Consider the following 25,752-nt stretch of genomic DNA (forward strand, 5'->3'; position numbering starts at 1 on the left):
GCGTGGCGCGGAGGAGCGCCCGGTGAGCGGGGCGCTCCTCCTGTCGGCCGTAAGCAGTCCTTCACCGCCGCTGCTCCGGCACGGCGAGGACGGGCCCGTCGGCGTAGAGGAGCAGTTCCCTGGTGACGGGGTGCTCCGGGGCCACCAGCACCCGGTCGACGGGACCGGCCTCGACCACCCGCCCCGCGTCCAGGACGACGGCCCGCTCCGCACGGCGGGCGGCGGCTGTCAGGTCGTGCGTCACCATCACGACCGTCAGTCCCAGCGTCCGCCGCAGGGAGCCCAACAGGTCCAGGACCTCGCTCGCCGTCTCCGGGTCCAGCGCCGAGGTGATCTCGTCACAGACCAGGACGCGTGGCTCCGCGGCCAACGTCCGTGCCAGAGCGATGCGTTGGCGCTGGCCGCCCGACAGCTCCCCTGGCCGGCGTGCCAGCACTTCCGCGTCCAGCCCGACCAGGCCGAGCAGCCGTACGGCTTCGTGGGACGCGTCCTGAGCGGAGCGGCCCCGCACACCCCTGAGGGGGCGTATGAGCGCGGCGCTCACGGATTCCCGTGGGTTGAGGGCGCCGCGGGCGTCCTGCGCGACGAGCTGCACCGCGGCACCGCGCGCTCGCTCCGCACCGTCCTCCCGCCACTCGACACTGCCCCGTGCGGGCCGGTGCAGCCCCGCGAGACACCGGGCGAGGGTGGTCTTCCCCGACGCCGAGGGACCCACGACGGCGGTGCAGGAGCCTGCCGGGACGGTGAGAGAGACGTCGTGCAGCACGGCATCACGACCGTGGGCGGCGTGCAACCCGCGCACCGACAGCCCTCCGACGGCGGCGGCCGTGCCGGCATTCCGCGGGTTCTCCGGACGGGAGCCGCCGGTAGGAGGTCCCGCGTGCGTCAGGACGGGCATCGGTGTCTTTGCCTTCCCGACCGCAACGATCCGGCCCCCGTCCAGGCGGATCACGTCGTCCGCCACGGACGCGATCCACGCCGGGTCGTGGCTGACCAGCAACGCGGCGCGGTCACCATCGGACAGGACCTCGGCCAGCAAGCCGCGCATCCCCTCCGCCAGGACCGTGTCCAGACCGCTGGTGGGCTCGTCGAGGACCAGCAGACCGGGCGTACCCGCCAACGCGAGGGCGAGGGCCACGCGTTGGGCCTGCCCTCCCGACAGCTGCCGAGGCAGCCGTCGCCGAAACGCCCGGTCGGCCGGCAGCCGCACGGACAGCAGCAGTTCCTCGACCCGCGCACGGACGTCGTTCGCACGCTTCGCGGACGAGCGCAGGCGCACCGCCTCGGCGATCTGCATACCGATCCGGAGCGCGGGGTTGAGCGACGAGGCGGGGTCCTGCCCCAGGAACGACACCGCTCGCCCCCGCAGTCGGCGGGCGTCCGCACGGTCGAACGGATCGAGGCCGGCCACCCGGACGGTTCCGGCACGGACCTCCAGGCCGGGACGCACATGTCCGAGCAGGCTGTACGCCAGGCTGCTCTTGCCGGATCCCGACCTGCCCGCGACCCCCAGCACCTGCCCACGCGACACCGACAGGCAGGCGTCGTGCAGGACGGGCGGACCGCCGGCCGCCGGTCCGAGCGACAGACCGCTGATCTCGGCGAGCGGGTCCGCCCCTGACAGGCGGACGGTCACGTGGCCGGTCATGCGGCCCCCCGTCCCACCGTGTCCGCCAGCCGTCCGGCCAGCAGACCGACGCAGACGGACAGCAGTACGAGCAACAGCGCCGGAGCGAGGAACGGCGTGGCGGCTAGTGTCGCCCCCGGGACGTTCTCGCTCACCATGCGCCCCCAGTCGGGCGCCGCTCCCCCCTGCCCGAGGCCGAGGAAGCCCGCGGTGGCGGTGAGGTGCAGGGAGGCGACCAGGCGCAGAGCGGTGTCCATCAAGGCCGGTCCGGCGATGTTGGGCAGCACGTCGTGGCGCAGTACGGCCCGTCGGGTATCGCCCCGGGCCACGGCGGCCTCGACGTACCCGGTGTTCAGGACGGTGTCCGCCGCGGCGCGCAGCACCCGGGTGGAGAAGGGGGCGGTGGCCAGGGCGACGGCTGCCACGAGAGCCGCGTCGCTGCCGGGGAATCCGGCGGCCAGGACGAGGACGACCAGGAGTGCGGGGAGGACGGCGAGGGCGTCCACGCAGCGGACCAGCAGGTCGCCCAGCCGGCGGGACACCATGGCCGCCAGGACGCCGGCGGTCATCCCTACGGCACCGGCCGCCGCCGTCCCCGCCAGCGCGGTGAGCACGATGGTGCGGCCGCCGCTGAGCACCCGGCTCGCCACGTCCCGGCCCAGCACGTCGGTGCCGAGGAGGAATTGGCCGTCCGGCGGCTGGAAGGGCGCGGCGAGCTGCGCGGTGGGGCTGTGCGGCGCGGCCAGCGGTCCCAGCACGGCGAGCAGGAGCAAGAGCAGTGTGCCCGCGCTGGTGACCAGCGGTGGTCGGCGGCGCCCGGGAGTGCCGGGACGGGCCGTGCGTGTCCGCCTCCGCGGTGGTGTCAGGACCGTCGTCATCGGCTGTGCTCCCCCCGTGCTCCCAGCAGACGTGCGCAGATGTCACCCAGGAGCAGCACCGCGAGCATCACCGCGACGAGAGCGGTGGCGATGCCCTGCACCATCGGTACGTCCCGTGCCGCGACGGCCAGTTGCAGTTCCCGGCCGATGCCCGGGTAGTCGAAGACGTTTTCCACCACCACCGCCGAGCCGACCAGCGCCCCTGTGGTGAGGGTGAGCGCCTGCACGGCCGGTCCGGCGGCGTTGGGCAGGATGTGACGCACCGCGAGCCGCGCGCCGCGTACACCGTTGAGCCGTGCTGCTTCGCAGTAGGGGGTGGCCGCGGTGTCCGCGACGGAGACCCGCAGCAGTCTGGTGGCCACCGCGAGGCCGACCGCGCTGAGCGTCAGTACGGGCAGGATCAGCGCGCGCGGGGCGTCGAGCGGCGTACATCCCAGGGGGATGACGGAGACGCGCGGGAGGACCTCCAGCCACACCGCCAGTACGGCGACGAGCAGCGCGGCGATGACGAACTCGGGTACGGCGGCCAGGATTTGGGCGGACGTCGAGACCAGGCGGTCGGCGCCGCCGCCGCGCAGCCCGGTCCACAGGCCGAGTAGCGCGGCGAGCGGAGCGGTGACCGCGAGCGTCAGTCCGGCGAGGAGCAGGCTGTTGGGCAGGCGGGTGGCGAGGACGTCGGTGACCGGTCGCTCCCCCACGAAGCCGCGGCCCAGGTCCCCCCGGAGCGCGTCGGCCGCCCAGTCCGCGTACCTCTCGGCGGCGGGCCGGTCCAGCCCGAGTTCGGCACGGACTTCGGCACGTTGCGCCGCGGAGGCGTCCACACCGGCGACCGCGCTGACGGCGTCTCCCGGAAGGACCGCCGTGGCCGCGAAGACCGCGGCCGACAGCAGCACCAGCAAGACGGCCGCCCCCGCCAGGCGACGGGTGACGAAGGGGAGCAAGTTCACGCCAGCGATGCCTGGGAGAAGCCGGGGAACTGTTCGAAGAGGTCGTCCCGTATCCCGTCGACCCCCTTGGCCTGGGCGTTCAGGTTCGGCTTGAAGACCGGCAGCACCTGGTTTCCCTCCTCCCAACGCGTTCGCTGCGCCTGCGTGCCCAACGTCTTCGCCTGGGCCCGGTCGCTCTCCGCGCGGGCCTTCGCTACGAGGGCGTCGGTCTCGGACTCCTTCCAGCCGAACGCCGACGGCGAGCCGCCCGCCGTGCTCATCTGGTAGGTCGACAGCGCGGGGATGGGCATCTGGTACGACCCAGCCAGCGGCAGCGCCGCGTACGCGGGGAAGTCGGCGTAGAGCTGTCCCGGGGGCAGTTCACGGACCGACGCCTGCACACCGACCTTCTTCAGGTCCTCGACGAAGAGGGTGGCCATCTCCACCATGCCCGGCGTCTCGGGACCGGTCGTCAGCGTCACCTTCATCCCGTCGGCGCCGGCCTCCTTGAGGAGCTCGCGGGCCCGCTCCGGGTCGTGGGCGCGCTGGGGGAGGCTCTCGGCATAGTCGGGGAAGCCGATGGAGGGCAGGTCGTTGCCGACCTCGGCGTTGCCGTAGAACACCGTCTTCACCATGGCTTCCCGGTCGACCGCGAGCTTGAACGCCTCCCTCACCCGCGGGTCGTCGAAGGGCTTGACGCTCATGTTCATCTGGAAGGAGAGGCCGACCAGGTAGGGGCTCTTCGTGGGGACGAGTTCGACCTTCGCGTTGTCCGCGAGCGTGCGCGCGGTGACGGGTGAGAGGTCGTGGACGAAGTCGATCTCACCGCTCGTGAGCGCGCCCGCCCTGGCGGTCGAGTCCGCGATCGACCGCAGCTCCAGGCCGTCCAGGTGGGGCACGTGACCGTAGTGGTCGTCGTAACGCTCGAACGCCGATCCCTGGCCGGCCGTGAACTCGGTCAGCCGGAAGGGGCCGCAACTCGGCATGCCCTTGCGGAAGGCCTTGGTGCCGTCCTTGACGACGAGGAAGTTGCCCTGGCAAAGGATCGTGCGGCCGTCGGCGATGGGCCGCATGGTGGGCAGTACGACCTTCAGATCCCCGTCGGCCTTGGCGTGAGCCAGGTCGAAGTTCGCGGCGGCGAGCCGGTACACAGGCAGTTTGCTCTTGGCGGCGAGGGCGCTGAGCGAGTGCAGGATGTCGGCGGAGGTCAGTTCGGAGCCGTCGGTGAAGCGGACGCCGGGTCGCACATGCAGCGTGTAGGTCGAAAGGTCGTCGGAGATGTCGATGCCCTTGAGCACGCCGTAGCGCACCCCGTCGGGCCCGGTGGGGTCCAGGTTGCCCAGGGTGCCGTGCCAGGCCCGGGCGCGCACGAGATCCAGTGCGGAAGGGCCGTTGAAGAGGTCGAGCGTCTCGGAGGCGCCGCCTCCGACGAAGGCGGCCCGGAGCGTACCGCCCGAGCGGGGCGAGGAACCTGCCCCGGACTTCCGGTCGGAGCCGGGCTCGTCGGTGGAGCACGCCGCCAGCAGGCCGGGGCCCACCGCCAGAGCCGCGGCACCCGCCGCGCCACGGCGGAGGAAGGCACGGCGATCTATCTGTCTGGACATGCTTCTCCTTGACGTTCTGCTGAGCTGAACCGAGCACCGGGAGACGTCCGCGGCGCGTGAAGTGATGCCAAAACACGGGCAGGTGGATGGTGGACGACGAGCGCGTGCTGACGGGCTGTACCGTCCTCGCCACAACCGAACCGACTGTGAACTACCGCAGGGTGAGCGCCCCGGCCGGGCAGGCCCACACGGCGTCGCGTACGGCGTCCGACTGGGACGCCGACGGCCACTCGGCGAGGACGAGCACGAGCCCGTCCTCCTCGTCCTGGTCGAAGACGGCCGGCGCGGCGAGCACACACTGTCCCGCCCCCACGCACCGATCCCGCTCCGCGCTTACTCTCCCGGCTCCGGACGCCTGGTCCGCCAAGGTCATGAGGGCCCCTCCCCTGCAGCCGCGCACGCGGTCGCCGATGCGGCAATCAGACGATAGTCGAAAACGACTTCCATATTCAACAAGCTGGCACCCCCCGGTCGGGCACCAACGACCGCGACCGACTCCCGAAGCCAGGCGCGCGCGTTCGGTTTGCGCCACTGGCTCAATCTCCTCCACAACGAGCCTCGCTGCAGCCCCGTCACCCCTGCGCATCCATTCGGATGCAGAGCTCGAACCCACCCTTCTTTAGTAATGGAATCTATTTTCATCTAGCGTTTGGTGTCGCCACCCCACCCACCCAGCCAGGAGATTGCCATGGCCGTTCCCAAGCGGAAGATGTCCCGCAGCACCACCCGTCACCACCGCACCCAATGGGGGGCCACCACCCCACAGCTGGTGCCGATCACCGTAGACGGCGCCGCCTAACTGGTACCGCGGCGAACGACCAAGGCATGCGAGCGCGGCCAGCTGCACCCCGGCCCGCCGCCTGGTGGTGCAGAACCTCGCGATCGCCGGCACGCTCATCTCCGGCCTCGCCATCTCGGATCCGGCAGGACGCCCGCCCCGCTCGGAGTCCTCGGCCACGAAGGCTCCACCATCCTGGTAGCCCTCAACGTCCTTCGCCTGCTTCGCAACGGCGCCTGGAACCGAGCCGCGGTCGCCAGCAGGCACCAGTCACCCGTCCCACCTGACTCAGCTACTTGGTAGGCCGGTTGAGTGAACGGCGATTTGACAGGCGATCAGCCGCTCCATTAGACCAGCCATATGACATTCATTTTCAACAGGGATGGTTAGTGGTGCGCGTTGCTTTCGTCGGAAAGGGCGGCAGCGGCAAGACCACGCTGTCCGCTCTCTTCTCCCGTCATCTGGCGCGCTCCGGCGCGCCCGTCGTCGCCATTGACGGCGACATCAACCAGCATCTGGCCGAGGCTCTTGGCCTCGGTGCCGGCGAATCCTTCGCTGCCCCGCCTCTCAGTGCACGGCTGGGCGAGATCAAGGACTACCTGCGTGGCACCAATCCGCGCATCGCCTCACCCGAAGCGATGATCAAGACTACTCCGGCCGGGCGGGGCTCAAACCTGCTGCGCCTCCTCGGCGACGACGAGGTACACACCCCTCACGTGCAGCGCGTGGACGATGTCCCACTGATGGTGACCGGCGTGTTCGACGAGAGCGACCTCGGGGTGTCCTGCTACCACTCCAAGCTCGGCGCCGTCGAGCTGTACCTCAACCATCTCGTCGACGGGCCCGGCGAGTACGTCGTCGTCGACATGACCGCCGGCGCCGACGCCTTCGCCTCCGGTCTGTTCACCCGGTTCGACATGACTTTCCTGGTCGCCGAACCCACCCGCAAGGGTGTCTCCGTCTACCGGCAATACCGCAATCACGCTGCCGAGTTCGGCATCCCGATCGCCGTGGTCGGCAATAAGGTCACCGGCGAGGACGACCTGCTCTTCCTCAGGGAGCACGTCGGCGACGATCTCCTCGCCTACTGCGAGCACTCCTCCTGGGTACGGGCCCAGGAACAAGGACGCGCCCATGGCGACCTGGAACCCCACAACCAGCAGACCCTGCGCCAGCTTCGCGCCGCACTCGATGCCCGCACGAAGAACTGGGCGGCCTTCCAGCGGCACGCAGTCGAATTCCACCTGCGTAACGCCACCGCCTGGGCCAACGAGGCCACTGGCACCGATCTCTCCACCCAGGTCGACCCCGACTTTCAGCACGGCCCTGCCGCGCTTCCGGCACTCGCCTGACTAGAGCCCCAGACACTTCCCCGCACACCGCGTACATGAAACCCCGTCAACCCGCCCTGACCAGCTAGTCAGTACCTCCTGCACAGCGGGGGAACCTCATCCTTGAACCTGGCGTGTGAGAAGAGTGGGCTTCCGAGGACCTGCTGTCGTGCCGGGGCCATTGGAGTGGCAGGTAGATGCACGCACGCGTGGGGGTAGCCACTTGAGCTCCGGGGCCGTGTCGTACCGAATGTTGTGGCCGCACCACCAGCAGGGCCACTCCCTGCTACACGTCGCCGAGGACCTCACGCCGGGCCGCGTAGCGGCTGACCCAGAGCCCTGAACCAAGCGTCATTTGAGCGTCAAGAATCTTCGAACGAGTCGTTGACGGCGTCGCCGGTGCGCTCGCCTCCCGACGAAGTCGCAGGTCAGGAATTGTTGACGAGCAATCTATCCACTCAACCCGCTACACAGAGGGAAACAGGTCGAGCGAACCAACGAGGCGACAAAACCGCAGGTCAGGCACCCTTTTCTGCAGGCCCCAGAATCGCCACGCACTCCACGTGCGAGGTCATAGGAAACGCATGGAGCCGCTGCCAGAGCGTGCGCTGCCGTTCAGTCAAGGCGGACCACCGATGCACGAGCCCCAAGCCCACACCGCAGCCCCGCACGCTGCATAGAGCCGAAAGACTGGCCGCTGGCGGTGGGAGTCTCCTGGGACTTTTCTGGGACTTCCGGCTGCATCAACGGGCATGAGCGTGAAACAGCCGAAAGGACATTCACACAGGTCAACGCCCCGCAGGGGTTCGTCGTGGCAGGTCACAGGGCTGGCTGGTCTCTTCCGCGACATCTGAACGGCGCGGTGCCGTGCCCCTTGAAGGCAAGGGGCACGACACCACAACCCGCCAGCTGACCTGCGGATACCCACCTTCACAACCCTCCATTGATCACTGTTGTTTTTCAGCACCTTGTGCAACGCACGTGCAAGATGATCTCGAATGGGTGACGACACGTCAGAGATATCTGAGCACCCGTCAGCCTTCACGGAGAGTCGTCGTCGAAGTGGCCTCGCAACGTCCGAGGAGCGGCGGTGACGGTGGCGTCCCACGTCCCCGTCGGCGACCCGCAAGTGCGGTTCGTGTCGATGCAGTCGCCGCCCACGAAGTATCGGCCCGTGTTCGATCCGCACCTGTACGCGTTGGTCGCGGCGATCCGTACGGCTCGACCGGACGTCGGTGCAGCCATCCTGATAGGGCGAGTAGACATTCATCCAGATCGCGTCCCAGGACGCCCTCCGTGGAAGGCGGCAGCCCGCCAGGCGTCCTGCTGAGGCGGGCCGGACACCTGCCCCGACATAGCCACGCCCCGATCTGCGGGTTCCGGCGCTTGATCCCCTACACCACCTGGCGGGACCATCTCCAAGATAGAACGGTCATCGTCTGCTGACGTTCGAGGCCTCGGGACTTGGCTGCGGCCATGGGCAAGCACCTGAACCAAGGCCTCACAAGGTGAACACCCGGCGATACGGTTATTCCGGGTCCCAGGCGGCGCTGAAGAGGGCCAGCTCGAGCACGTCTGGGGCTGCGGGCCAGTCGATAGACGCGGCCGCGAGTCGCTCGTTGGCGGCGTACATCCACCGGAGGTAGACGTCGTAACGGTGGGAACTCCAGCCGCTGTCGCGCCAGATCCACTTGGCGATCGCCTCGGACCACTCGTAGCCAACCGCACGTCCAACCTTCGTGGCGTGCCTGCGCAGGACCCCGGCGAGCACGCTGTCGAGGATCAGGGGACGCGGGCCCTTCACGTCTGGCAGCGCCTGGCCCGCGAAGTAGAGGAATTTGGTGAGGAACGCCGGACCGAGGCCATCGAGAGTGTTCAGCACCTCGTAGGCTGCGACCGCGCCCTCGTCGACGAGCAGGGACACCGCCTCGGTGAGGACGGCCTCAGCGCTGGGCTGGGCGAGCACCTGACGAGTGCGGTACGGGCCGTAGCCTGTAACACCGTAGCCCCACACCTGCGTGGCCACGAACGCCTCTGTCCAGCTCTCGGACTGCTCCGCGGCCCGGACCGCGGCCACGACCTCGGCTCGGCTCACCGAGGCCGAATCGGCCGCCGCCCGGTCGGCAAAGGTGCCGGGCCACGGCGCTACGACTATCCACTTGGATGGCGTGTACGGGATGCTGTGGGGGCCACACCCGTTCGCGTACCGCTGACCGCGCTCTGGGTCGGCTAGCCACAGCCCCAGTGGCTCCACCGCGCTTTCCGGCAGCAGCAGTTCGACCATCATCTCATCAAGCTTGTCCGCCCGGCTCTGGTCGTACCGCATGGCTAACGTCGCCCCCTCTTCCTCATCTGACGCGTCATCGTGGTACGACCTACCTGCCTTGATTTCTTTGGCAGCTGTTCTTCCTTGATCGGGAGTTACAGCGAAGAAGACCGTATAGTCCCGTCGCAGACAGTGGAGCGAGCTACTGGCGCACCCAGGAATTTCCGCCACAGAGCCCAGAGGCTGGTCAAAGTCCCCCCGTCACCACTCGCTGCGGCTCGCCGTTGACCGTTACGGCAGGGTCGGCCTCCACCACGCGCACGGACATGTCGATCGGTGCGGGGCGGGCGTTGGCCGTTTCGGCTGCCGAGCGGTGTCGGACGTTGGAGGAGCCGTCGGCGAACGGGCGGACGGTGTGGGCCAAGAGTCGGGTCAGTTCGTCGTCGAGGCCGTGCTGCAGTGGGGTGCCGTCGGGGCCGAAGGAGTCGATCTCGCGCTCGGCGAGCTGCTTGCCGGTGGCCGCGTGGGTGGCGGTGAAGCGCAGGATGCCGCTCTCGTTGTAGCGGAACTTGACCTCGATCATGTTCCGGCGGACGTCCTGTTCGCGGGTTGGGAGAGGCACCTCGATGTTGGCCAGGGGGAAGGCACGGTCGCTGTCGGCCGGGTAGCCGACTTCGCCCTCGATCACCGACACGCGCACGGAGGAAGCGCCCGGCGTGTCCGGGTAGAAGTTGGCCGAACCCTCCGCAGGGAGCGTGGCATTGCGTCGGATGATGGCGCGGAAGCCCCTCTGCTCGCCCGCGCTCACGGCCGTGCCCAGGTCGTAGCTGGTCACCAGGGAAAAGTCGCTGTCATCGCCGAGTTCGCCGTCGAGGGAGGCCGCATAGATGGCCGCGCCTCGGGCGACGGCGGTCATGGGTCGGCACAGGCCGCTGTCGACGATGCGGTCGTGGCCGAGGAGCTCGCCCAGAGCCTGACGCACCTGGGGGATCTGCGAGGTGCCGCCGATCATCAGTACGGAGTCAATGTCGTCCGGGGTGATGGCCAAGTCTTCCAGGGCCTGCTGGACCGGCTCGAGGGCGCGGATGATGAGCGGGGTGATCGCCTTGGTGTACTCGGCCGCGGTGATCCTCACCTCACGCCTCGAGATCAAGGGGGCGAGGCCGACCGGGAGGTCGAAGAAGAGCGCGCCGTCCATCGGCACGGAGGACAGGGCGATCTTCGTCAGCTCGACCGACCGGCGCCACCGGCGTCGTTCGGCCTTGGTGAGCTGGTCCGCGGTCAGACCCATCTTCTGCTGGATCAGCTGGGCCAGCGCGTTGTCGAACTCCAGGCCTCCGAGGGCGGTGATACCGCGGGAGGTCTGCTCCTCGAAGAGGCCGTCGTCGTATTCGAGGACTGTGACATCGATGGTGCCGCCGCCCCAGTCGAATACGAGGAAACGGCCGGGGATCGGGACGTCGTGGGCGTACGAGATCGCAGCCGCGGTGGGCTCGTTGAGCAGGGCCCGAACCTTCACTCCGCCGAGTGCTGCCGCGGCACGGGTGCGGTAGCGGGCGCCGCCTGTGGCATTGGCGGGGACGGTGACGACCGCGTCGGAGAGGTCGAGCAGCTGGGCAGAGACGCCTTCCTTCATCCGGCTGAAGAGGGAGGCGGCCGCGACCGTGCTGTGGAACTTCTCCGAGCCGACCCAGACGTGGTGCTCCTCGAGCTGGGCCGTGACCTCGAGGCCGTCGATGTCGCCGTCCTTATCGGCACCGGAGCGCGTGCCGAGCATGCGCTTCACTGCGTCGAGCGGCTCGCTCGTGCCGGTCTTCGCCTCCCAGCCGAAGCAGAGGGTGCGCTGGAGGTCGCGGACGGACAGCACGGAGGGGAAGAGCTGCTCGAACTCGGACATCTGCCACTGGGCGGGCACGTTGTCGCCGTCGACCGGCAGCACTTCGGTGGTGTGCCCGTTCCAGTGGGCCACCACGGAGTTGCTGGTGCCGAAGTCGATACCGAAAGTCATCGCGTTCCCCTCCGCTTCGTCCGGCGGTCCCCGTTTCCTTCAGGACCGGGGCGCGACCCGCCGTTTCGCTGCCCGTTGCCTCTGTTCTGCTGCTTTTCGGGTTCCTGACCCCGGTGGTACTTCTTCCTCTCCTGCTGTGCAGGAGCCTCCTTCTCAGGCTGCTTCTTCTCACCTTCGGCATGGGTTGCTCTACGCCTCTGCCGGGGCGTCATTTCCTCGGGTGGAACCTTGGCAACGGCTCGCAGCCAGCCCCGTTCGACAAGCTTCCCGGACTCCTTGTCGACGTAGGCCGGCGCGACGAGTTCAAGGGTGACCGGGCCCTTCTTCATGACACCGGGCGGGTCCTCCACGACGTTGAACAACGACTGATCGCCCGAGTCACCGACGATCTGCAGGCCGGCCTTCGCCGCCAGGTGGTCGAGGCGGGTCACCACCACCTGCAGGCTCTTCGCATCCAGCGCCTGCCGGTGCAGGACGGCCAATTGAGCCAAGTGCATCTGGCGTGTACGGACACTCTCCAGCACACCCGCGCGGACTGCTTCGGTGAACTGGGGAAGCACTCGGCGCATCAGCTCGGCCCGGAAGACGGAGACCAGATCGGCCTCGGTCTCCTTGTCGGCCAGCGCTGCGCCCAGTCTTTCCGTCGCCTGCTCCAACTCTCTCTCCACCACGGGCAGGAGCGTCTCGTTGACCGACTTCAGGATCGCGGCGGCGTCCAGGCTCCCCGGGACGAAGCCGGGCATGTGGCTCTCAGCGAACCGCCAGGGAGCGGCCTCGGCCGCCCTTCGCTCCCCACGGTTCCGCGCGCTTCCGCTGTTCGGCCCGCGTCCCCGTTTCCGCTGGGATCCGTCAGGGGAGCGAGAACCACTGTCGCCTTTACCGGCTCCGTTGCTCACGATGTGCTGCTCTCTGAGTCTTCAAGGGCTGCGGGGTCTTCAGCAGCCAGGGAAAGGCGTTCTGTCGCCCTGGTGATTATTTCTCGGGCCGCCTCGGAGCGAGACCACGCGCGGTCGCTGTCCGTGGGCGGCGCGGTGAGCCTCTGTAGGGGCTCTGGCGGGAGTTCCAGCCGGTGGCTCGTGCCGGTGGGGTCCTTCCAGCGGTGTGGGGCGAGCGGAACGGCAAACCGGGGTACTTCCTGCTGCTCCCGCTCGGCCTTCTCGATCATGTCCTTGGCGCCGTTGATCCGGACGCGGCCGCTGTCGTCGAGCTCCTTCCTCAGGGCGCGCCAGGCCTTCTTCCAGTCGTCCGCCCCGTCGGGTACGCCGAGCACCAAATACGGGTTGAGCGGCTGGTCGCGTTCTCCGAGGGGCCGGTCCTCCAGGAAGCTCCGATTCTTCCGCAGCATGGCCACGGCACCTCCGCCGAGTTGGTCCCGCACTGGGGGACGGCCTTCGGCATCCTGCTCCAGGAGTTTGAGGGACTCCGTCATCTCCTGGCCGGCGCGCAGGTAGGCATGGACGTTCTGGGCCTCCCAGCGCACCGGCTGTGAGTGGTGCCGAAGCCTCGCGGCCATGGTGAGCGCCGCCTTCCTCCGCTGTTCCGCCGTCTCGCCGTCCCCGCGGAGGAGGGCACGGTGCATTAGATGCTCGATTACAAGGGCAACCGGCCACGCAGGCGTCTTCCGCTACCCCTCAGCATGAACCGGCCCCACCAGACTGTCCGGCGCGCTAGAGGTGGAATAACCAGGGCGTTCGTTCGATTGGCCTCCATGCAGAGATCGCGGGAGGGGGCGCTGGTGGCCGAGCTGATGATGTTCCGGCAGGACGCGGACGGACGGGATGTCGAGCTGGCCGGCTCGACGGTGGCGCTGGAGGTGGAGCTGCAGCGGCGGGTCGAGGCCGGCCTGGAGCAGATGCTGGGCGTCCGTTTCCTGGCATCGGAGTATCCGACTGGCCCCTGGCACCGGGGGCGGATCGACACCCTGGGGCTCGATGAGAACGGCAGCCCGGTGGTGATCGAGTTCAAAAAGGGCTCGGACAGCGGGGTCATGTCCCAGGCGGTCTCCTATCTGTCCTGGCTGGAATCGGCACACCACGAGTTCGAGGCGCTCGTGCGGAAGGTGCTGGGGGCGGAGGCCGCCGAGTCTGTCGACTGGCGCCGTCCGCGGATGATCTGCGTCGCGGCGGGCTTCTCGCACCACGACCGGGTGGCGGTGCAGAGGTTGCCCGAGCGGATCGACCTGGTGCGCTACCGGATCTTCGACGGTGGCCTGCTGGGGCTGCTGCTCGTGGACGCCGCGACCGGCTTCCCGAGCGCTGCCTCGTCTCGCCGGGGCCGGGAGCGGGCACCCGTGGCGGACAGCGTACCGACGGCTTCGGCGGTCTCTCCGCCCGCGGGTGGAGGAGGGGTGCCGGAGTGCCTGCGGGACCTGTACGCGGAACTCGACGAGGCGCTCACGGCATGGGGCGAGGTGGAGGTGGCGCCGTTGCGGCACTACATCGCCTACCGGCGGTTGGTGAACGTGGCGTCGGTGATCTTCCGTCCGAAGCACGAGGCGATCCTGGTGTACCTCAGACTCGACCCGGAAACGGTCGAGTTGGAGGAGGGCTTCACCCGGGACATGCGCGGTATCGGACACCTTGGGACCGGCGACCTGGAGGTCCGCGTCGTCTCGGCAGCCGACTTGGAGAAGGCGGCGCCGCTGATCCGGCGGGCGTTCGAGGCGGCCTGACGTAACAGGAGGGGCGGCTGGTGCATCGGTTAGTCGATGCTCCAGCCGCCCCTTTGGCGTCTGTGGGCCGCCGGCCCTGGCCTCTCTTCGCTCTCACGCTCATGCCTCCGGTCCGGCCAGCTCGAAGTCGTCCTTCGTCAGTTCGGCCCGCAGCCGCTCATTGGCGACGTCGGCGTAGTGCGCGGACAGCTCGACGCCCACGAAGCGGCGTCCCTCGCGCAGGGCCGCGACCCCGGTGGAGCCGCTGCCGGTGAACGGGTCGAGGACGGTGCCGCCCTCGGGGCAGACCTGGACGAGCTGCTGCATGACCTCGACCGGCTTCTGGGTGATGTGAACCCGGCCCTTGCGGGGCTGGGAGGCGATGTAGTGCCCCGGCAGGTAGAGGTCGCGGGTGTTGTCGAGGGAGCCCTTGACGCCCCAGATGATGAACTCCGAGTCCTGCTTCGGCCCGCCCTTGCGGGGCCGGCTGGACGGCTTGATCCACGGAATCGTGCCGCTCCAGGTCCATCCCGCCATCTGCAGGGCGTCGGAGGTGGTCGGCTCCTGTCGCCAGTCGGTGAAGACCATCGCGACCGCGTGCTCGGTCGAGGCCCGGTACGCCTCGGTGAGCAGTTCGGTGAGCCAGGAGCGGTAGGAGCGCTGGTCGCGGTTCTCGCCGGGGAAGTTGGCGAGGTCGTGCGCCGAGTTGCTGGTGACGTACTTGGCACGTGCGGTACGGCCGGTCCGGTCGGAGCTGGTGCGGCCCCCGGAGTTGTACGGCGGATCGGTGATCACCGCCTGGACGCTCTCGTCCGGGAGGGACTTCAGGACGGTCAGGGCGTCGCCTCGGTGCAGCGTGTAGCTCATGGCAAGGGCCTCTCTTCGGGCGCGGCGGAGTCTGGACCTGCTCCGGGCAGCGCTCAACGGCGTGCATCCGGTGCGAGGTTGCAGCGGAGGTTAACGGCGAATTCCGGCCGCGCCTAGCGAGGCGGCTCCCTGCTTCGGACCCCTGGATGGCAGTCGTTTGGCGCGGCCGGAATCCCGGTCTACTGTCTCGCCGTGCCACCGGGAAGGAGCACTGCTCCACCCCCGTTGAGCTGTGCTTATCCGTGCCGTCTCGGCCAATCGAGCAGCGTCGGAGGCATGTTGCCCATCTGCCCGCGAGCGCCGTGAGGAGGCCCACGTGCACTGCCTGAGATTACGAGCGCGGCTGGCTGCCGCGCGTGACCTGAAACCGGCGTCCTGGAGCTACCAACTCCTCTGACCCGGGCCCGCCGAGAGGCGGATGCACATCGGCGCGGTGCCGACGGCTTTGCACGAGAAGTCGGCACCGCGTCTCCTTCGAACACCGAGGAGCCGCTGCGATGCAGCATGCCCTGACACACCCACGCCCCGACCCACCTCCGTCGCCCCGTCCGCACCGCCGTCGCGCTGCACGGCGGCGGCCGTGAAGAAGACGACGGGAGCCCTCGTCGGTCTGTGCGCCACCGGACCGCTCCTGCTGGCACTGCCGATCCTTGGCATCGGTGCCGGGACCGCCTCGGCTTCGTGCTCGACCGACGGTGCACAGGGTGTGGACGCCTCCGCCGTCGCCAAGCAGGTGAAGGCCATCCTGGACGGCGGCGACAAGGGCTCGGTCTCCGTGCCGGGTCTGGACGCGCCTGCCGACCAGGTGCCCAACGCCAAGACGATCCAGGCCACGGGCGTCGCGATGAACATCCCCGCCCGAGGGCAGGTCGTCGCCCTGGCGACCGCGCTGCAGGAGAGCGGCCTGCGGAACCTGACCTACGGCGACCGCGATTCGCTGGGTCTCTTCCAGCAGCGGCCGTCGATGGGCTGGGGTACGGCCAGCCAGATCCTCGACCCGGTGTACGCCTCGACGAAGTTCTACGAAGGGCTCAAGAAGGTCTCCGGCTGGCAGTCCCTCTCTGTCACCCAGGCCGCCCAGGCGGTACAGAAGTCGGGCTTCCCGGAGGCGTACGCCAAATGGGAGCCGCTGGCCACCGCCCTGCAGAAGGCCATCGAGCCCCTGCTGCAGAAGGCCGGCGGCTCATCGCCGAGCCCGTCGCCGTCCGGCTCTGCCGACACCGGCAGCCCCTCTCGCGATTCCGCGGGGGGTTGTTCGGCGGACGGCGACGGGACGGACTTGGGCACCATCCCGGCGGGCGCACTGCCGGAGGAGTACAAGATTCCCGCCTCCGCGCCGCCGAAGGTACAGACGGCGATCCGGTGGGCGCTCGGCCAGCTCGGTACCCCGTATCAGTGGGGCGGCACGTGCACCGACTCCCACGGCAAAAACCCGATGGGCCGCTGCGACTGCTCCTCCCTGATGCAGGGCGCGTACAAGGCCGCCGGGGTCACCCTGACGCGGACCACGTACACGCAGGTCAAGGACGGCAAGGCCGTCTCGGTCGATGCCCTCAAGCCGGGCGACCTCCTCTTCACCGAGGGGACGGCCGCCGTACCGGAACACGTCGGGATGGCGATCGGGCAGGGCCTGATCGTCCACGCCCCGCACACCGGTGACGTCGTACGGATCACCACCGTCGCGTCCTTGAAATCGCGGATTCTCGCGGCCCGCCGAGTCGTCTGACCGGCCCTCCTCCCCCTCCTCACCTCCCCTCGCACCGCTGGTTCGCCCCTCCGGGCTTTGGCGTGTGCTCATTCGAACTGGAGTTCCCGTGTATCTCGCTGAACAGGTCATACAGCTCGCCTACGACCCCGGAATCAAGCCCAATGAGGGCGGGCTCCCTGGCCTCAACGTCCTCAAGCAGGTGATGGGCTCGATCAACTTGTTCGGACTCATTGCCGTGGTCGGAGCCCTCGCCGTCAGTGCGGGCGTGTGGGCCTGGGGTCACCACTCCGGTGGTCACCAGGCCGAGGCGAACGGGAAGAAGGGCGTGCTGGTCAGCGCGGGCGCGGCCCTTCTTCTCGGTGCGGCCAACGGTGTAGTGGCGTTCTTCTCGACGCTCGGGACGCAGGTCCACTGATGGCTCAGCACACCACCCACCCCGGCGGCGCATCTCGCGTGCGCCGCCGGGCGCTGCTCGGCACTGCCGTCCTGGCGGTGCTCGTCGCCCTCGCCGGCCTGGCCGCCTACCTCACCCGCGAGGGCCGAAGCCCCTCCGATACTGCTTCCCCACCGCCGAGTTCGCCCACGGCGTCCTCGTCGCCCGCGGCACCGTCCGGGCCGCACACACGGCCCCGCGCTCTGCCCGTTCCGCCGAAAACCCACGACCCGATCACGTACGGGAAGGCCGCCGCAGCAGCGCTGTGGTCGTACGACACCCGCGCGTACTCGCAGCCCGAGCTGCGCAAGGCGCTGCGCGGCTGGCTGACCACGGAGTCGAAGTACGCCGACCCGGCCTCCGTCGACCAGGCGGTCCCCTCGGCCGTGCTGTGGAAGGAGATGGCGGCCAACAAGCAGGTCGCCACCGCAAAGATCAACGAGGGGCACTTCCCGCACGCCTTTACCCAGGCTCTCCAAGACGACCCCGGGGCGATCACCGAGGCGTACGTCTACGCCGTCACGGTCTCCGGCAAGCAGTCGATTCGCTGGAAGGGCTCGGCTGCCGGCGGCGCGGAGAGCCGGTCCACCACCCTCGCGGTCCAGTGCCGGCCCAACCACTCCTGCGCCCTGGTCGGCGTCATGCCGTCCGTCGCGCCCTGATCCTCGCCCCAGAACGGAGGTACGACCCATGGGAGTCTGCGACTTCCCGCTGATGGACAAGGTGTGCGGCGCTGTCGACTTCGCCACCAACCCCGCCGGCACCGTCACCGACGGTCTCGGCGCGTGGATCGCGAAGTCGGCGGGCGAGCTGGCTTCCAGCGCGGCCGACTTGGCCGCCAAGGCCGTCAACAAGACGACGGCCATCGACCTCAACGCCGGATGGTTCCGCGACAACTACGAGCTGCTGCTGCCCATCGGCCTCGCCCTGACCGTCGGCATCTTCTGCATCCAGCTCATGACCGCGGCCTGGCGCCGAGACGAACGTGCCCTCGCCAAGGCGGCGTTCGGCACCATGACCGGAGTCCTCTTCAGCTTCTCCGCCATCGCTTTCACGACCGTCGCCATCACCGTGGTGGACGCGCTGTCCGACGGCCTCTTCAAAGCCGCCAACACCTCGATCGACGACGCGATCCGTCGTGTGATCAAGGTTGATCAGATGGGGGCCATGTACGGCCTCGGCTGGGGTGTGCCCGCGCTGGTGGCCTTCGGGTGCGCGATCGGTGCCTTCCTCTACTGGGGCGTGATGGTGGCCCGCAAGGTCGGCGTCCTGATCATGGTCGCGCTCGCGGTGTTCGCCGGGGCGGGCGGCGGCTGGGAAGTCGCCAAACGGTGGCGGCGCGGCTGGATCGAGGCCACCGGCACCCTGATCGTCTCCAAGCTGTTGATGACCGTGGTCTTCCTCATCGGCGTCTCCGCCATGGGCAAGACAGACGCCAGCGACGGAATGGCGGCCCTGTCCGACGCCATGGCCGGCATCGTCGTGATGGTCCTGGTGTTGCTCTGCCCCTACGCGACGTACAAGTTCGTCCACTGGGCCAGCGACGGCGGCGGCCACGACGACATGCACCGCACCGGTGTCGCCGGCATGGCGGTCGCCGCAGGAGCCGCAAAGACCGCAGGCAGCCTCGCGCTGCGGGCCGGTACCGGCGCCCCCGCTCCGCAGGGTCCGAACCAGGTCCCGGGCGCGGGCACCGATGGCGTCGCCTCCGGCATCAACCCCTCCGGCGGCAACCTGAGCAAGGAGGGCATCGACGCCGGGCCGCCCAAGCAGCAGACCCGCTTCCGGTACGGCGAAGACCCGGACGCGAGCGGCGACAAGGGCCGGGCTCTGATCCAGCGCCCCGGGATCCCGCCACTGATCACACGTCCTGGCGAGGACGAACCGGAAGGGTCCGAATCGGCTGCCCAAGGCGTTGCGGGCGGATCCGGTCACCTCGCAGCCGCATCGGCTCCGGGCGGCGACATGACCTCCATGCCGCCAGCCGACCCCGGACCTTCGGCCTCGGGCACTCCGGCGTCCGCGTCCGGACCGTCGGCCACCGGCTCCGCGACGCCGACGAACTGGGTGTATCCCACCCAGCCGCCGTCGGGTTCCTGACCCATATCCCCCGGGGGCGGGCCGCACTCCACGGCCCGCCCCCGCCCCCCACCAGCAGGAAGGTTTCGCCATGACGTCCAGAAGAGCGCCGCGCGCCCCGTCCTCCGCCCGCTCCCACCGTCTGGAACCACCATGTCCGGCAAGCACCAGTCCTCCACGCCCACCGTGAAGTTCCCGCACCGCAGCAGGCGCGGCGTCCTGCTCGGCCTGTCCGTCCCGCAGTTGGTCGTCGCCGGGCTCACCGGCCTTCTCCTTCTCGCCGTGATCCTTGCCCGCGGTGTGGTCGGCGCCCTCCAGCTCATCCCGCTGTGGGCCGTGATCGCCCTGCTCGTCTTCGTCCGCCACCGAGGCCGTGCTCTGGCGGACTGGGCCCCGATCGTCGTCCGGTACGCGCTGCGCCGGATGCGAGGCCAGCTCGTCTGGCTCACCCGGCCCTCCCGCCGGCCGACCCGCGAGGGACTGCTCCACCTTCCCGGCACCGCTGCCAGCCTGCGCGTGACCACCGCTCCCGACGGCAAGTACGGCGCCGTCCACAACCCGCACACCGGGACGCTGACCGCGGTGGTCAAGGTCTCCTCCCGCGCCTACGCCCTGCTCGACCCCGGCACCCAGCAGGCCAACGTCGGCGGCTGGGGACGCGCGCTGGCAGCTCTCGCCCGTACCGGGCAGATCGCCCGCATCCAGGTGATCGAGCGCACCATCCCCGACTCCGGCGACGCGCTGCGCCGCTACTGGGAAGAGCACGGCCGCCCCGACACCCCGATGGCCGGCGCGATCTACAACGAGCTGATCCAGAGCGCCGGTCCCGCAGCCGCCCCGCACGAGGCGTACGTCGCGGTGTCCCTGGACACCAAGGCGGCCCGTCGGCTGATCAACCAGGCCGGCGGCGGTCTCACCGGTGCCTTCAGCGTCCTCGCCCAGCTCACCTCCACGTTCGACCAGGCGGCGCGGACCGCCGGTCTCACCCCGACGGGCTGGCTCACCGCCCGCGAGATCGCCGCCGTGGTGCGCACCTCCTACGACCCGAAGGCGCTGGCGACACTCGACCGCTGGTCCACGGCCGGTCGCCCCGAGGCCGAGCCCGCCGCCGCCGGCCCCGTCGTGGTCGTCGAGAAGGCGGACCACATCGCCACCGACTCCGCCGTGCACGCCACCTACTGGGTGGAGAACTGGCCGCGCACCGAGACCAGCGCTGGCTTCCTGCACCAGCTCCTGTTCACCGGCGGCGTCCGGCGCACGCTGTCGCTCTCCTACGAGCCGAAGAACCTCGACGCCGCCCTGCGCGACGTGCAGCGCAAGAAGTCCAGCGTGATCGCCGACGCCGCCGAACGGACCCGGCGCGGCCAGGTCGACTCCGAGGCGGACTCGATCGAGTACCAGGAGGACATCAAGTCCCGCGAACGCCAGCTCATCGCCGGGCACGCCGATGTCGCCCTGACCGGTCTGCTGACCGTCTCGGCCGACACCGAGGACGAGCTGCGCACCGCCTGCGCCGTCGTGGAGACCGCCGCTGTCAGCGCCCAGCTCGATCTCCGGCCGCTGACCTGGCAGCAGGCCGAGGCGTTCACCGCCGCCGCCCTGCCGCTCGCGCTCGCTGCCTGACCCTTCCCCTCGAAAGAGCACCCTCATGTCCCGCACCGCCAGCCCGACCGCGCAGGACTTCGTGCCCTTCGCCACCGCCGCGCTCGACTTCCACCGGGCACTCAACATCCCGGGCGGCCCGCTGGTCACCACCCGGGCCGAGCTGGACACCCTGCACGCCCACCTCGTCTCGCTGTACGGGCTGCTCGACGCCCACACCGGTCGCACCGGGCAGCTCGTCGCGGTCGAGGGCGACCAGCTCCGTACCGCCCGCACCCGCATCTGGCAGGCCGCCGAGCACCTCCACGCCGCCTACCACGCGGCGCCCCGGCCGGACTCCGGCGAGATCCCCGCACCGGAGGCGTGGCAGGCCAGCCTTCCGGAGGGAGCACCGGGCCTGACCATCTGCCAGCGCCACCAGCGCACCGCTCATCTCGTCCGGCAGCGCACCACCCCGGCCGACCTGCACGCACCGTTCACCGGCCTCGTCCGCCGCTGACCCACCCCTCATCTGGAGAAACGCTCATGCCCCGTACCCGCGCCAGCGCCTCCCCTCTGTTCGTGCCCCGTAAGACGACACGCGCCGAACAGCGAGCCGCCCGAGCCGGTTTCACCGAAGCCCGCCGCCAGGCACGCCTCGCCGGAAACCCGCCCAAGCACCGCGCCGAGCAGACCCTCGACCCGGATCTGCGGCCCACCTACCCGCCCGCCGGTCGCCCCGGTCCGGCCTCCGCCCGCGGCGGCAAGCTCGACCTGCCCGCCCACCGGATGACCACCGCCACAGCCAGCGGCGCGTACCCGTTCGTGGCCGAGGGCGGCCTGGGCGCCGAAGGGGTGTTCATCGGCCGCGATGTGCACGCGGAGGCGGCCTTCTGCTTCGACCCGTTCTCGCTCTACAACAGCGGCAGGGTGGAGGGCTTCACCAACCCCAACGCGGTCCTGGCCGGGATCATCGGCATGGGCAAGTCGGCGCTGGCGAAGTCGATCGCCACCCGGTCGATCGCCCACGGCTACCGGATCTACATCCCCTGCGATCCCAAGGGAGAGTGGACCGGCGTTTCGCAGGCCCTCGGCGGCTACAGCATCGCCCTGGGCCCGGGGCTCCCCGGCCGGTTGAACCCGCTGGACGCTCCGGCCCGGCCCGCCTCCGTGAGCGAAGAGGACTGGTTCACGGAGGTTCGCAAGCGCCGTCTGCTGCTGCTGGCCAGCCTCGCCCGCACCGTGCTGAAGCGCGACCTGCTGCCGATGGAGCACACCGCTCTCGACCTGGCCCTGGATCTGGTCGTCGCTGACGCCGCCGCCCGAGGCACGGTGCCGCTGCTCGGCGAGATCGCACACGTACTCGGCTCCCCCGAACGCCTCGACCAGGCCCTCGGCCACCAGGCGGGGCACCTCGGTTCAGCCGCCCAGGACCTCGCCCACGCCCTGCGACGTCTCGTGCACGGCGACTTGAGCGGCATGTTCGACGCGCCGTCGACGGTGTCGTTCGATCCGACGACGCCGATGCTGTCCATCGACCTCTCCCGTCTCGGCGGATCCGGTGACGACACGGCACTGGTGCTCGCGATGACGTGCGCGAGCGCGTGGATGGAGTCAGCACTCAGTGATCCCGATGGCGGTCGGCGCTGGGTGATCTACGACGAGGCGTGGCGGCTGATGCGGCACGTCGGGCTGCTGGAGCGGATGCAGAGCCAGTGGAAGCTCTCCCGAGGGCTGGGCATCGCGAACCTGATGGTGATCCACCGCCTCAGCGATTTGCTCTCGGCGGGCGACGCCGGGTCGCGCGGCCGGGTCCTGGCCGAGGGGCTCCTCGCGGACTGCAGCACGCGCATCATCTACCGCCAAGAGCCCGACCAGCTCACCGCCGCTGCATCCCTGCTCGGCCTGACCGGCGTCGAGACCCAGGCGGTGTCCGCCCTGACCAAGGGCCGAGGTCTGTGGAAGGTCGCCGGCCGCTCGTTCATCACCCAGCACATCCTCCACCCGGCCGAGCGGGAGCTGTTCGACACAGACGCCCGCATGGCCGCCTAGCCCAACGACCAGCACAGCAACGGGAATCGATCATGTCTGCTTCTTCCACTCCTTCCTCCGGTGACAACCAGCCGTCGCAGGCCACCGACCCTTTGGCGTGGCGACGGCACCTCCCGGCATTGGCCTCGGCCGCCGCCGGGATCAACGAGGCGTGCGACGCCTGGGACGCGGTTTCGGACTCGCTCTGCGACGCGGACGGCTGGCCGCTGGACGACAAGGTCTACGGGGACGGGAAGGTCAAGCGGGACGCCGAAGTGTGGAAGCACGCCGAGGTGTTCCTCGACCACGGACCCGAGGTGCTGGCCGGGGTCCGCGCCGCCGCCGACGGCCCCGACTACGTCGAGGGGCCGATCGTCGAGTTCAGCTCTCACACGCAGTCCGGTGCGGGTGGTGGTCGCGGCGATCGACTGCACGGTGACTTCGTGGCTCGTCAGCGGGCGGCCGCTCCAGTTCATGGTGATGTGCGAGAAGAGCCGGTGCTCGATTTTGTTCCACTTCGAAGTGCCTGGTGGTAGGTGACACACGGTGATCGTCAGCCCGGATTCAGCTGCGAGCTGGCGCATGCCGTGTCCGTGGGCGAACTCGTTGACTGTGCTCTCCACTCCGGAGCGGACTGCGTAGCGAGCCTTCCACTCGGGTGTCTGTTGCTCGGTACGGACGCGGAGTTGCAGGTCGCGGAGTTCTCGCGGGGGAAAACCCACGGTGCGGGCGCTGTTGGCGGTTCTGGTGCACTGGGTGCGGGCCGGGGCGACGCTGGCTCTTGGTGAATCGTGCCACGATCAGTGGGGCCGCGGTGGGTGAGGAGGTGGGGTAGGGGTCGTGCCAGCCCGCGCTGACCTGGGCCTGGGGGCAGGTGACCTGTCGGCGGTCGTAGTCGATGTGGAAGTCGTCCCGGCAGAAGCCTTCATTCTGGCGGTGCTGGCGGGTGGGGTTGCCCGGCAGCGGTCCGGTGACGGTGACCCGATGCTGTCGGGCGGCCTGGTACGAGGGGGTCTGTACGGTGAGTGGCTCTGGGATAACTTCACCTTCCGTCACCACCGCAGGTGAGACAGGCCTGGACACCCTCGGATGGTGTCCCTCGTTGTGGTGTATGGGATCAGCGGCCGGGAGTGCGCGGGCGTCTGCCCGGGGCGCACTTCCACGAGCGAGTACCGCTCCCTGAACAGGAGGCGGGCCACCGCGTAACTCTTCTTGGTGAACGCCCAGTTCAACCACGAGGAGTGCACGATGGCCCTGTCCCAGTCTGAGCTGATAAGGCTCCTTGAGTCACTACGTTCGACCGACGGAATCGAGTTCATCCGCGCCGTAGCCCAGCGAATGGTGCAGGAGCTGATCGAGGCCGAGGCGACCGCACATGTCGGCGCGGAGTGGAACGAGCACACGCCGACGCGGACCAACGTCCGCAACGGGCACCGCGAGAAGGTGCTGACCACGCTGGCCGGCGACCTGGACCTGGAGATCCCCAAGGTCCGCACCGGCAGCTTCTTCCCCTCACTGCTGGAGCGACGGCGCCGCATCGACCAGGCTCTCTACGCGGTGATCATGGAGGCATACGTGCACGGCGTCTCCACCCGCAGCGTGGATGACCTGGTCAAAGCCCTCGGCGGGGACAGCGGCATCTCCAAGTCGGAGGTCTCGCGGATCTGCACGACTCTGGACGAGCCGCTGACCGCGTTCCGCACCCGCCCGCTGGATCATGTCCGCTTCCCCTACGTCTACCTGGACGCGACCTACTGCAAGGCGCGGGTGAACCACCAGATCGTCTCGCGGGCCGTGGTGGTCGCCACCGGCATCACCGAGGACGGAGGCCGCGAGGTCCTCGGGCTGATGGTGGGAGACAGCGAGAGCGAGGCGTTCTGGAAGGAGTTCCTGCGCTCGCTGCGTGAGCGCGGCCTGTCCGGGGTCCGCCTGGTCGTCACCGACCAGCATGCCGGACTGGTCGCCGCGGTCCGCAAGGTGATGCTCGGCGCCGCCTGGCAGCGGTGCAGGGTTCATTTCCTGCGCAATGTCTTCAGCGTGATCGACCGGGATTCCGGTGAAATGGTCGCCGCGACGATCCGCACGGTCTTCACCCAGCCCACCGCCGGCCTCGTGCGCACTCAGCTGGACACCGTCGCCGACATGCTCGGCGCCCAGTTCCCCAAGGTCAAAGCGATGCTGTTGGAAGCGAAGGAGGATCTGACCGCCTTCGCGGACTTCCCGCCCAGGCACTGGAAGGAGATCCAGTCGACGAACCCGCTGGAGCGGGTGAACCGGGAGATCAAGCGCAGGATCGACGTCGTCCAGGTCTTTCCCAACGACGACGCGCTCATCCGGCTGGTCACCGCCGTGCTCTTCGAGATGCACGACGAATGGATCGCCTTCCCCCGCCGCTACCTCCCCGAAGGCAGCATGGGCGAGATCTACCGCGAACTCCCCGAAAGCGCCCCGGCGCTGCCCAACACTCCAAACACGCCCCCCGGTTGATCCCCAACACCACGACGAGGGACACGACCCACCCTCGCGGGGCGGCTGGCCACTCTTCGCCCAGCAGGTGCTGTGCGCGGCGACCTTCCTGCGGACGGCTTCGGCGAGGTTGTGCCAGATGTGCCACCGGTCACCGACCTGCACCGCCTCGGGCAGTGCCCGGCGTATCGCCTCGGCGTAGGCGGCCCAGCCGTCCCGGCACACGATCTCGACACCCGGATGCTTACGCAGCCACCCCTCCAACACCTCGACGGTGCGGCCGGGCAGCACGTCTAAGTCAACGGGAACGTCCGCGACGGTCCGTACGTGGTATCTGTGCACCCGCCCCGACCGGGCACCACAGTGCGGGCAAAGTGCCTTCCCGCACGGCGTCCGCGCTCGAACCACTATCCGCTGGCCCTCATCCCGCGCATCCTCGATGACCAGCGGAGACAGGTCTGAAAACACCGTACACAGGCTCGTTGATGTCATGCATGCAACATCAACGATGCCGGTCAC

General features: G+C 69.4%; 21 protein-coding genes and 6 pseudogenes. 14 read left to right on the forward strand and 13 right to left on the reverse strand.

All coding sequences use genetic code 11. From position 1 onward, the window contains the following. Positions 1-61: 61 nt before the first annotated feature. From OHB49_RS11575 to OHB49_RS11595, 5 genes are all read right to left on the reverse strand, one after another. The gene (locus OHB49_RS11575) at positions 62-1,648 is read right to left on the reverse strand and encodes an ABC transporter ATP-binding protein (protein ID WP_329160033.1); all 1,587 of its coding nucleotides are present in this window, start codon (positions 1,646-1,648) and stop codon (positions 62-64) included. Next, positions 1,645-2,505 carry an ABC transporter permease subunit gene (locus OHB49_RS11580; RefSeq protein ID WP_329160035.1) on the reverse strand — a complete coding sequence of 287 codons (861 nt, stop codon included), beginning with the start codon at positions 2,503-2,505 and terminating at the stop codon, positions 1,645-1,647. The genes OHB49_RS11575 and OHB49_RS11580 overlap by 4 nt, the downstream gene beginning before the upstream one ends. After that, positions 2,502-3,452, reverse strand: a complete 951-nt coding sequence (locus OHB49_RS11585; RefSeq protein WP_329160036.1) for an ABC transporter permease — start codon at positions 3,450-3,452, stop codon at positions 2,502-2,504. Before OHB49_RS11585 ends, OHB49_RS11580 begins: the two co-directional genes overlap by 4 nt. After that, positions 3,449-5,035, reverse strand: a complete 1,587-nt coding sequence (locus tag OHB49_RS11590) for an ABC transporter substrate-binding protein (protein ID WP_329160037.1) — start codon at positions 5,033-5,035, stop codon at positions 3,449-3,451. Before OHB49_RS11590 ends, OHB49_RS11585 begins: the two co-directional genes overlap by 4 nt. A gap of 151 nt (positions 5,036-5,186) precedes the next feature. Further along, a complete protein-coding gene (locus tag OHB49_RS11595) occupies positions 5,187-5,408 on the reverse strand; it encodes a ferredoxin (RefSeq protein ID WP_329160039.1) in 222 nt (73 codons plus the stop codon). Positions 5,409-5,723: 315 nt separating this feature from the next. Here OHB49_RS11595 and rpmF point away from each other — a divergent pair. The 3 genes and pseudogenes from rpmF to OHB49_RS11610 all read left to right on the forward strand — a co-directional run. Beyond that, positions 5,724-5,831, forward strand: a pseudogene (rpmF, locus tag OHB49_RS11600) (50S ribosomal protein L32); the annotation flags it as partial. A gap of 55 nt (positions 5,832-5,886) precedes the next feature. Further along, positions 5,887-6,116: pseudogene (locus tag OHB49_RS11605) on the forward strand (hypothetical protein); the annotation flags it as partial. 89 nt (positions 6,117-6,205) lie between these two features. Beyond that, the gene (locus tag OHB49_RS11610; RefSeq protein ID WP_329160040.1) at positions 6,206-7,165 is read left to right on the forward strand and encodes an ATP-binding protein; all 960 of its coding nucleotides are present in this window, start codon (positions 6,206-6,208) and stop codon (positions 7,163-7,165) included. A gap of 1,507 nt (positions 7,166-8,672) precedes the next feature. Here OHB49_RS11610 and OHB49_RS11615 read toward each other — a convergent pair. The 4 genes from OHB49_RS11615 to OHB49_RS11630 form a co-directional block, all read right to left on the reverse strand. Next, the gene (locus tag OHB49_RS11615; protein ID WP_329160041.1) at positions 8,673-9,470 is read right to left on the reverse strand and encodes an 8-oxoguanine DNA glycosylase OGG fold protein; all 798 of its coding nucleotides are present in this window, start codon (positions 9,468-9,470) and stop codon (positions 8,673-8,675) included. Positions 9,471-9,657: 187 nt separating this feature from the next. Beyond that, complete coding sequence (locus OHB49_RS11620; RefSeq protein ID WP_329160043.1) at positions 9,658-11,418, reverse strand: Hsp70 family protein; 1,761 nt, start codon at positions 11,416-11,418, stop codon at positions 9,658-9,660. Further along, positions 11,415-12,161, reverse strand: coding sequence for a hypothetical protein (locus tag OHB49_RS11625; protein WP_329160045.1), 747 nt, complete (start codon positions 12,159-12,161; stop codon positions 11,415-11,417). The genes OHB49_RS11620 and OHB49_RS11625 overlap by 4 nt, the downstream gene beginning before the upstream one ends. 149 nt (positions 12,162-12,310) lie before the next feature. Beyond that, entirely contained in the window at positions 12,311-12,997 is a 687-nt protein-coding gene (locus OHB49_RS11630; protein ID WP_329160047.1) for a hypothetical protein, read from the reverse strand. Positions 12,998-13,153: 156 nt separating this feature from the next. Between OHB49_RS11630 and OHB49_RS11635 the strand changes: the two genes are divergently transcribed. Continuing rightward, entirely contained in the window at positions 13,154-14,089 is a 936-nt protein-coding gene (locus OHB49_RS11635; protein ID WP_329166447.1) for a DUF5655 domain-containing protein, read from the forward strand. A 99-nt stretch (positions 14,090-14,188) separates the two neighbouring features. Here the strand turns inward: OHB49_RS11635 and OHB49_RS11640 are convergent, their stop codons facing one another. Further along, positions 14,189-14,935: a DNA-methyltransferase gene (locus OHB49_RS11640; RefSeq protein WP_329160049.1), complete on the reverse strand. Its 747-nt coding sequence runs from the start codon at positions 14,933-14,935 to the stop codon at positions 14,189-14,191. 580 nt (positions 14,936-15,515) lie between these two features. On the opposite strand from OHB49_RS11640, the gene OHB49_RS11645 reads away from it, so the two are divergent. The 8 genes and pseudogenes from OHB49_RS11645 to OHB49_RS11680 all read left to right on the forward strand — a co-directional run. Then, a complete protein-coding gene (locus OHB49_RS11645) occupies positions 15,516-16,661 on the forward strand; it encodes a C40 family peptidase (RefSeq protein ID WP_329160050.1) in 1,146 nt (381 codons plus the stop codon). A gap of 88 nt (positions 16,662-16,749) precedes the next feature. Further along, a complete protein-coding gene (locus OHB49_RS11650; protein WP_011029048.1) occupies positions 16,750-17,058 on the forward strand; it encodes a DUF6112 family protein in 309 nt (102 codons plus the stop codon). Further along, a complete protein-coding gene (locus OHB49_RS11655; RefSeq protein ID WP_329160055.1) occupies positions 17,058-17,738 on the forward strand; it encodes a hypothetical protein in 681 nt (226 codons plus the stop codon). The genes OHB49_RS11650 and OHB49_RS11655 overlap by 1 nt, the downstream gene beginning before the upstream one ends. A gap of 28 nt (positions 17,739-17,766) precedes the next feature. Further along, positions 17,767-19,176, forward strand: coding sequence for an SCO6881 family protein (locus OHB49_RS11660; RefSeq protein WP_240136735.1), 1,410 nt, complete (start codon positions 17,767-17,769; stop codon positions 19,174-19,176). A gap of 132 nt (positions 19,177-19,308) precedes the next feature. Then, the gene (locus OHB49_RS11665; RefSeq protein ID WP_329160058.1) at positions 19,309-20,778 is read left to right on the forward strand and encodes an SCO6880 family protein; all 1,470 of its coding nucleotides are present in this window, start codon (positions 19,309-19,311) and stop codon (positions 20,776-20,778) included. Positions 20,779-20,803: 25 nt separating this feature from the next. Continuing rightward, positions 20,804-21,256: a DUF6238 family protein gene (locus OHB49_RS11670; RefSeq protein WP_329160060.1), complete on the forward strand. Its 453-nt coding sequence runs from the start codon at positions 20,804-20,806 to the stop codon at positions 21,254-21,256. A 26-nt stretch (positions 21,257-21,282) separates the two neighbouring features. Next, a complete protein-coding gene (locus OHB49_RS11675) occupies positions 21,283-22,788 on the forward strand; it encodes an ATP-binding protein (protein ID WP_329160062.1) in 1,506 nt (501 codons plus the stop codon). Positions 22,789-22,820: 32 nt separating this feature from the next. Next, a pseudogene (locus OHB49_RS11680) lies at positions 22,821-23,141 on the forward strand (hypothetical protein); the annotation flags it as partial. Here OHB49_RS11680 and OHB49_RS11685 read toward each other — a convergent pair. Then, positions 23,142-23,342: pseudogene (locus OHB49_RS11685) on the reverse strand (ISAzo13-like element transposase-related protein); the annotation flags it as partial. 54 nt (positions 23,343-23,396) lie between these two features. Further along, a pseudogene (locus OHB49_RS11690) lies at positions 23,397-23,489 on the reverse strand (hypothetical protein); the annotation flags it as partial. 118 nt (positions 23,490-23,607) lie between these two features. Here OHB49_RS11690 and OHB49_RS11695 point away from each other — a divergent pair. Next, the gene (locus OHB49_RS11695) at positions 23,608-23,835 is read left to right on the forward strand and encodes a hypothetical protein (RefSeq protein ID WP_329160064.1); all 228 of its coding nucleotides are present in this window, start codon (positions 23,608-23,610) and stop codon (positions 23,833-23,835) included. 180 nt (positions 23,836-24,015) lie between these two features. After that, positions 24,016-25,254 (forward strand): IS256 family transposase, encoded by a 1,239-nt coding sequence (locus OHB49_RS11700; RefSeq protein ID WP_329160066.1) that lies wholly within the window; start codon positions 24,016-24,018, stop codon positions 25,252-25,254. A gap of 57 nt (positions 25,255-25,311) precedes the next feature. Here OHB49_RS11700 and OHB49_RS11705 read toward each other — a convergent pair. Next, positions 25,312-25,725, reverse strand: a pseudogene (locus OHB49_RS11705) (transposase); the annotation flags it as partial. Positions 25,726-25,752: the final 27 nt, after the last annotated feature.

It is taken from the genome of Streptomyces sp. NBC_01717, assembly GCF_036248255.1.
GTDB lineage: Bacteria > Actinomycetota > Actinomycetes > Streptomycetales > Streptomycetaceae > Streptomyces.

Excerpts from the sequence above, each read along its gene's own strand:
- OHB49_RS11665 (WP_329160058.1), top strand. The coding sequence starts at position 19,309 with ATGTCCGGCAAGCACCAGTCCTCCACGCCCACCGTGAAGTTCCCGCAC.
- OHB49_RS11630 (WP_329160047.1), bottom strand. The coding sequence starts at position 12,997 with ATGCACCGTGCCCTCCTCCGCGGGGACGGCGAGACGGCGGAACAGCGG.
- OHB49_RS11625 (WP_329160045.1), bottom strand. The coding sequence starts at position 12,161 with ATGCCCGGCTTCGTCCCGGGGAGCCTGGACGCCGCCGCGATCCTGAAG.
- OHB49_RS11655 (WP_329160055.1), top strand. The coding sequence starts at position 17,058 with ATGGCTCAGCACACCACCCACCCCGGCGGCGCATCTCGCGTGCGCCGC.
- OHB49_RS11640 (WP_329160049.1), bottom strand. The coding sequence starts at position 14,935 with ATGAGCTACACGCTGCACCGAGGCGACGCCCTGACCGTCCTGAAGTCC.
- OHB49_RS11700 (WP_329160066.1), top strand. The coding sequence starts at position 24,016 with ATGGCCCTGTCCCAGTCTGAGCTGATAAGGCTCCTTGAGTCACTACGT.
- OHB49_RS11615 (WP_329160041.1), bottom strand. The coding sequence starts at position 9,470 with ATGCGGTACGACCAGAGCCGGGCGGACAAGCTTGATGAGATGATGGTC.
- OHB49_RS11580 (WP_329160035.1), bottom strand. The coding sequence starts at position 2,505 with ATGACGACGGTCCTGACACCACCGCGGAGGCGGACACGCACGGCCCGT.
- OHB49_RS11675 (WP_329160062.1), top strand. The coding sequence starts at position 21,283 with ATGCCCCGTACCCGCGCCAGCGCCTCCCCTCTGTTCGTGCCCCGTAAG.
- OHB49_RS11575 (WP_329160033.1), bottom strand. The coding sequence starts at position 1,648 with ATGACCGGCCACGTGACCGTCCGCCTGTCAGGGGCGGACCCGCTCGCC.
- OHB49_RS11620 (WP_329160043.1), bottom strand. The coding sequence starts at position 11,418 with ATGACTTTCGGTATCGACTTCGGCACCAGCAACTCCGTGGTGGCCCAC.
- OHB49_RS11660 (WP_240136735.1), top strand. The coding sequence starts at position 17,767 with ATGGGAGTCTGCGACTTCCCGCTGATGGACAAGGTGTGCGGCGCTGTC.
- OHB49_RS11590 (WP_329160037.1), bottom strand. The coding sequence starts at position 5,035 with ATGTCCAGACAGATAGATCGCCGTGCCTTCCTCCGCCGTGGCGCGGCG.
- OHB49_RS11595 (WP_329160039.1), bottom strand. The coding sequence starts at position 5,408 with ATGACCTTGGCGGACCAGGCGTCCGGAGCCGGGAGAGTAAGCGCGGAG.
- OHB49_RS11670 (WP_329160060.1), top strand. The coding sequence starts at position 20,804 with ATGTCCCGCACCGCCAGCCCGACCGCGCAGGACTTCGTGCCCTTCGCC.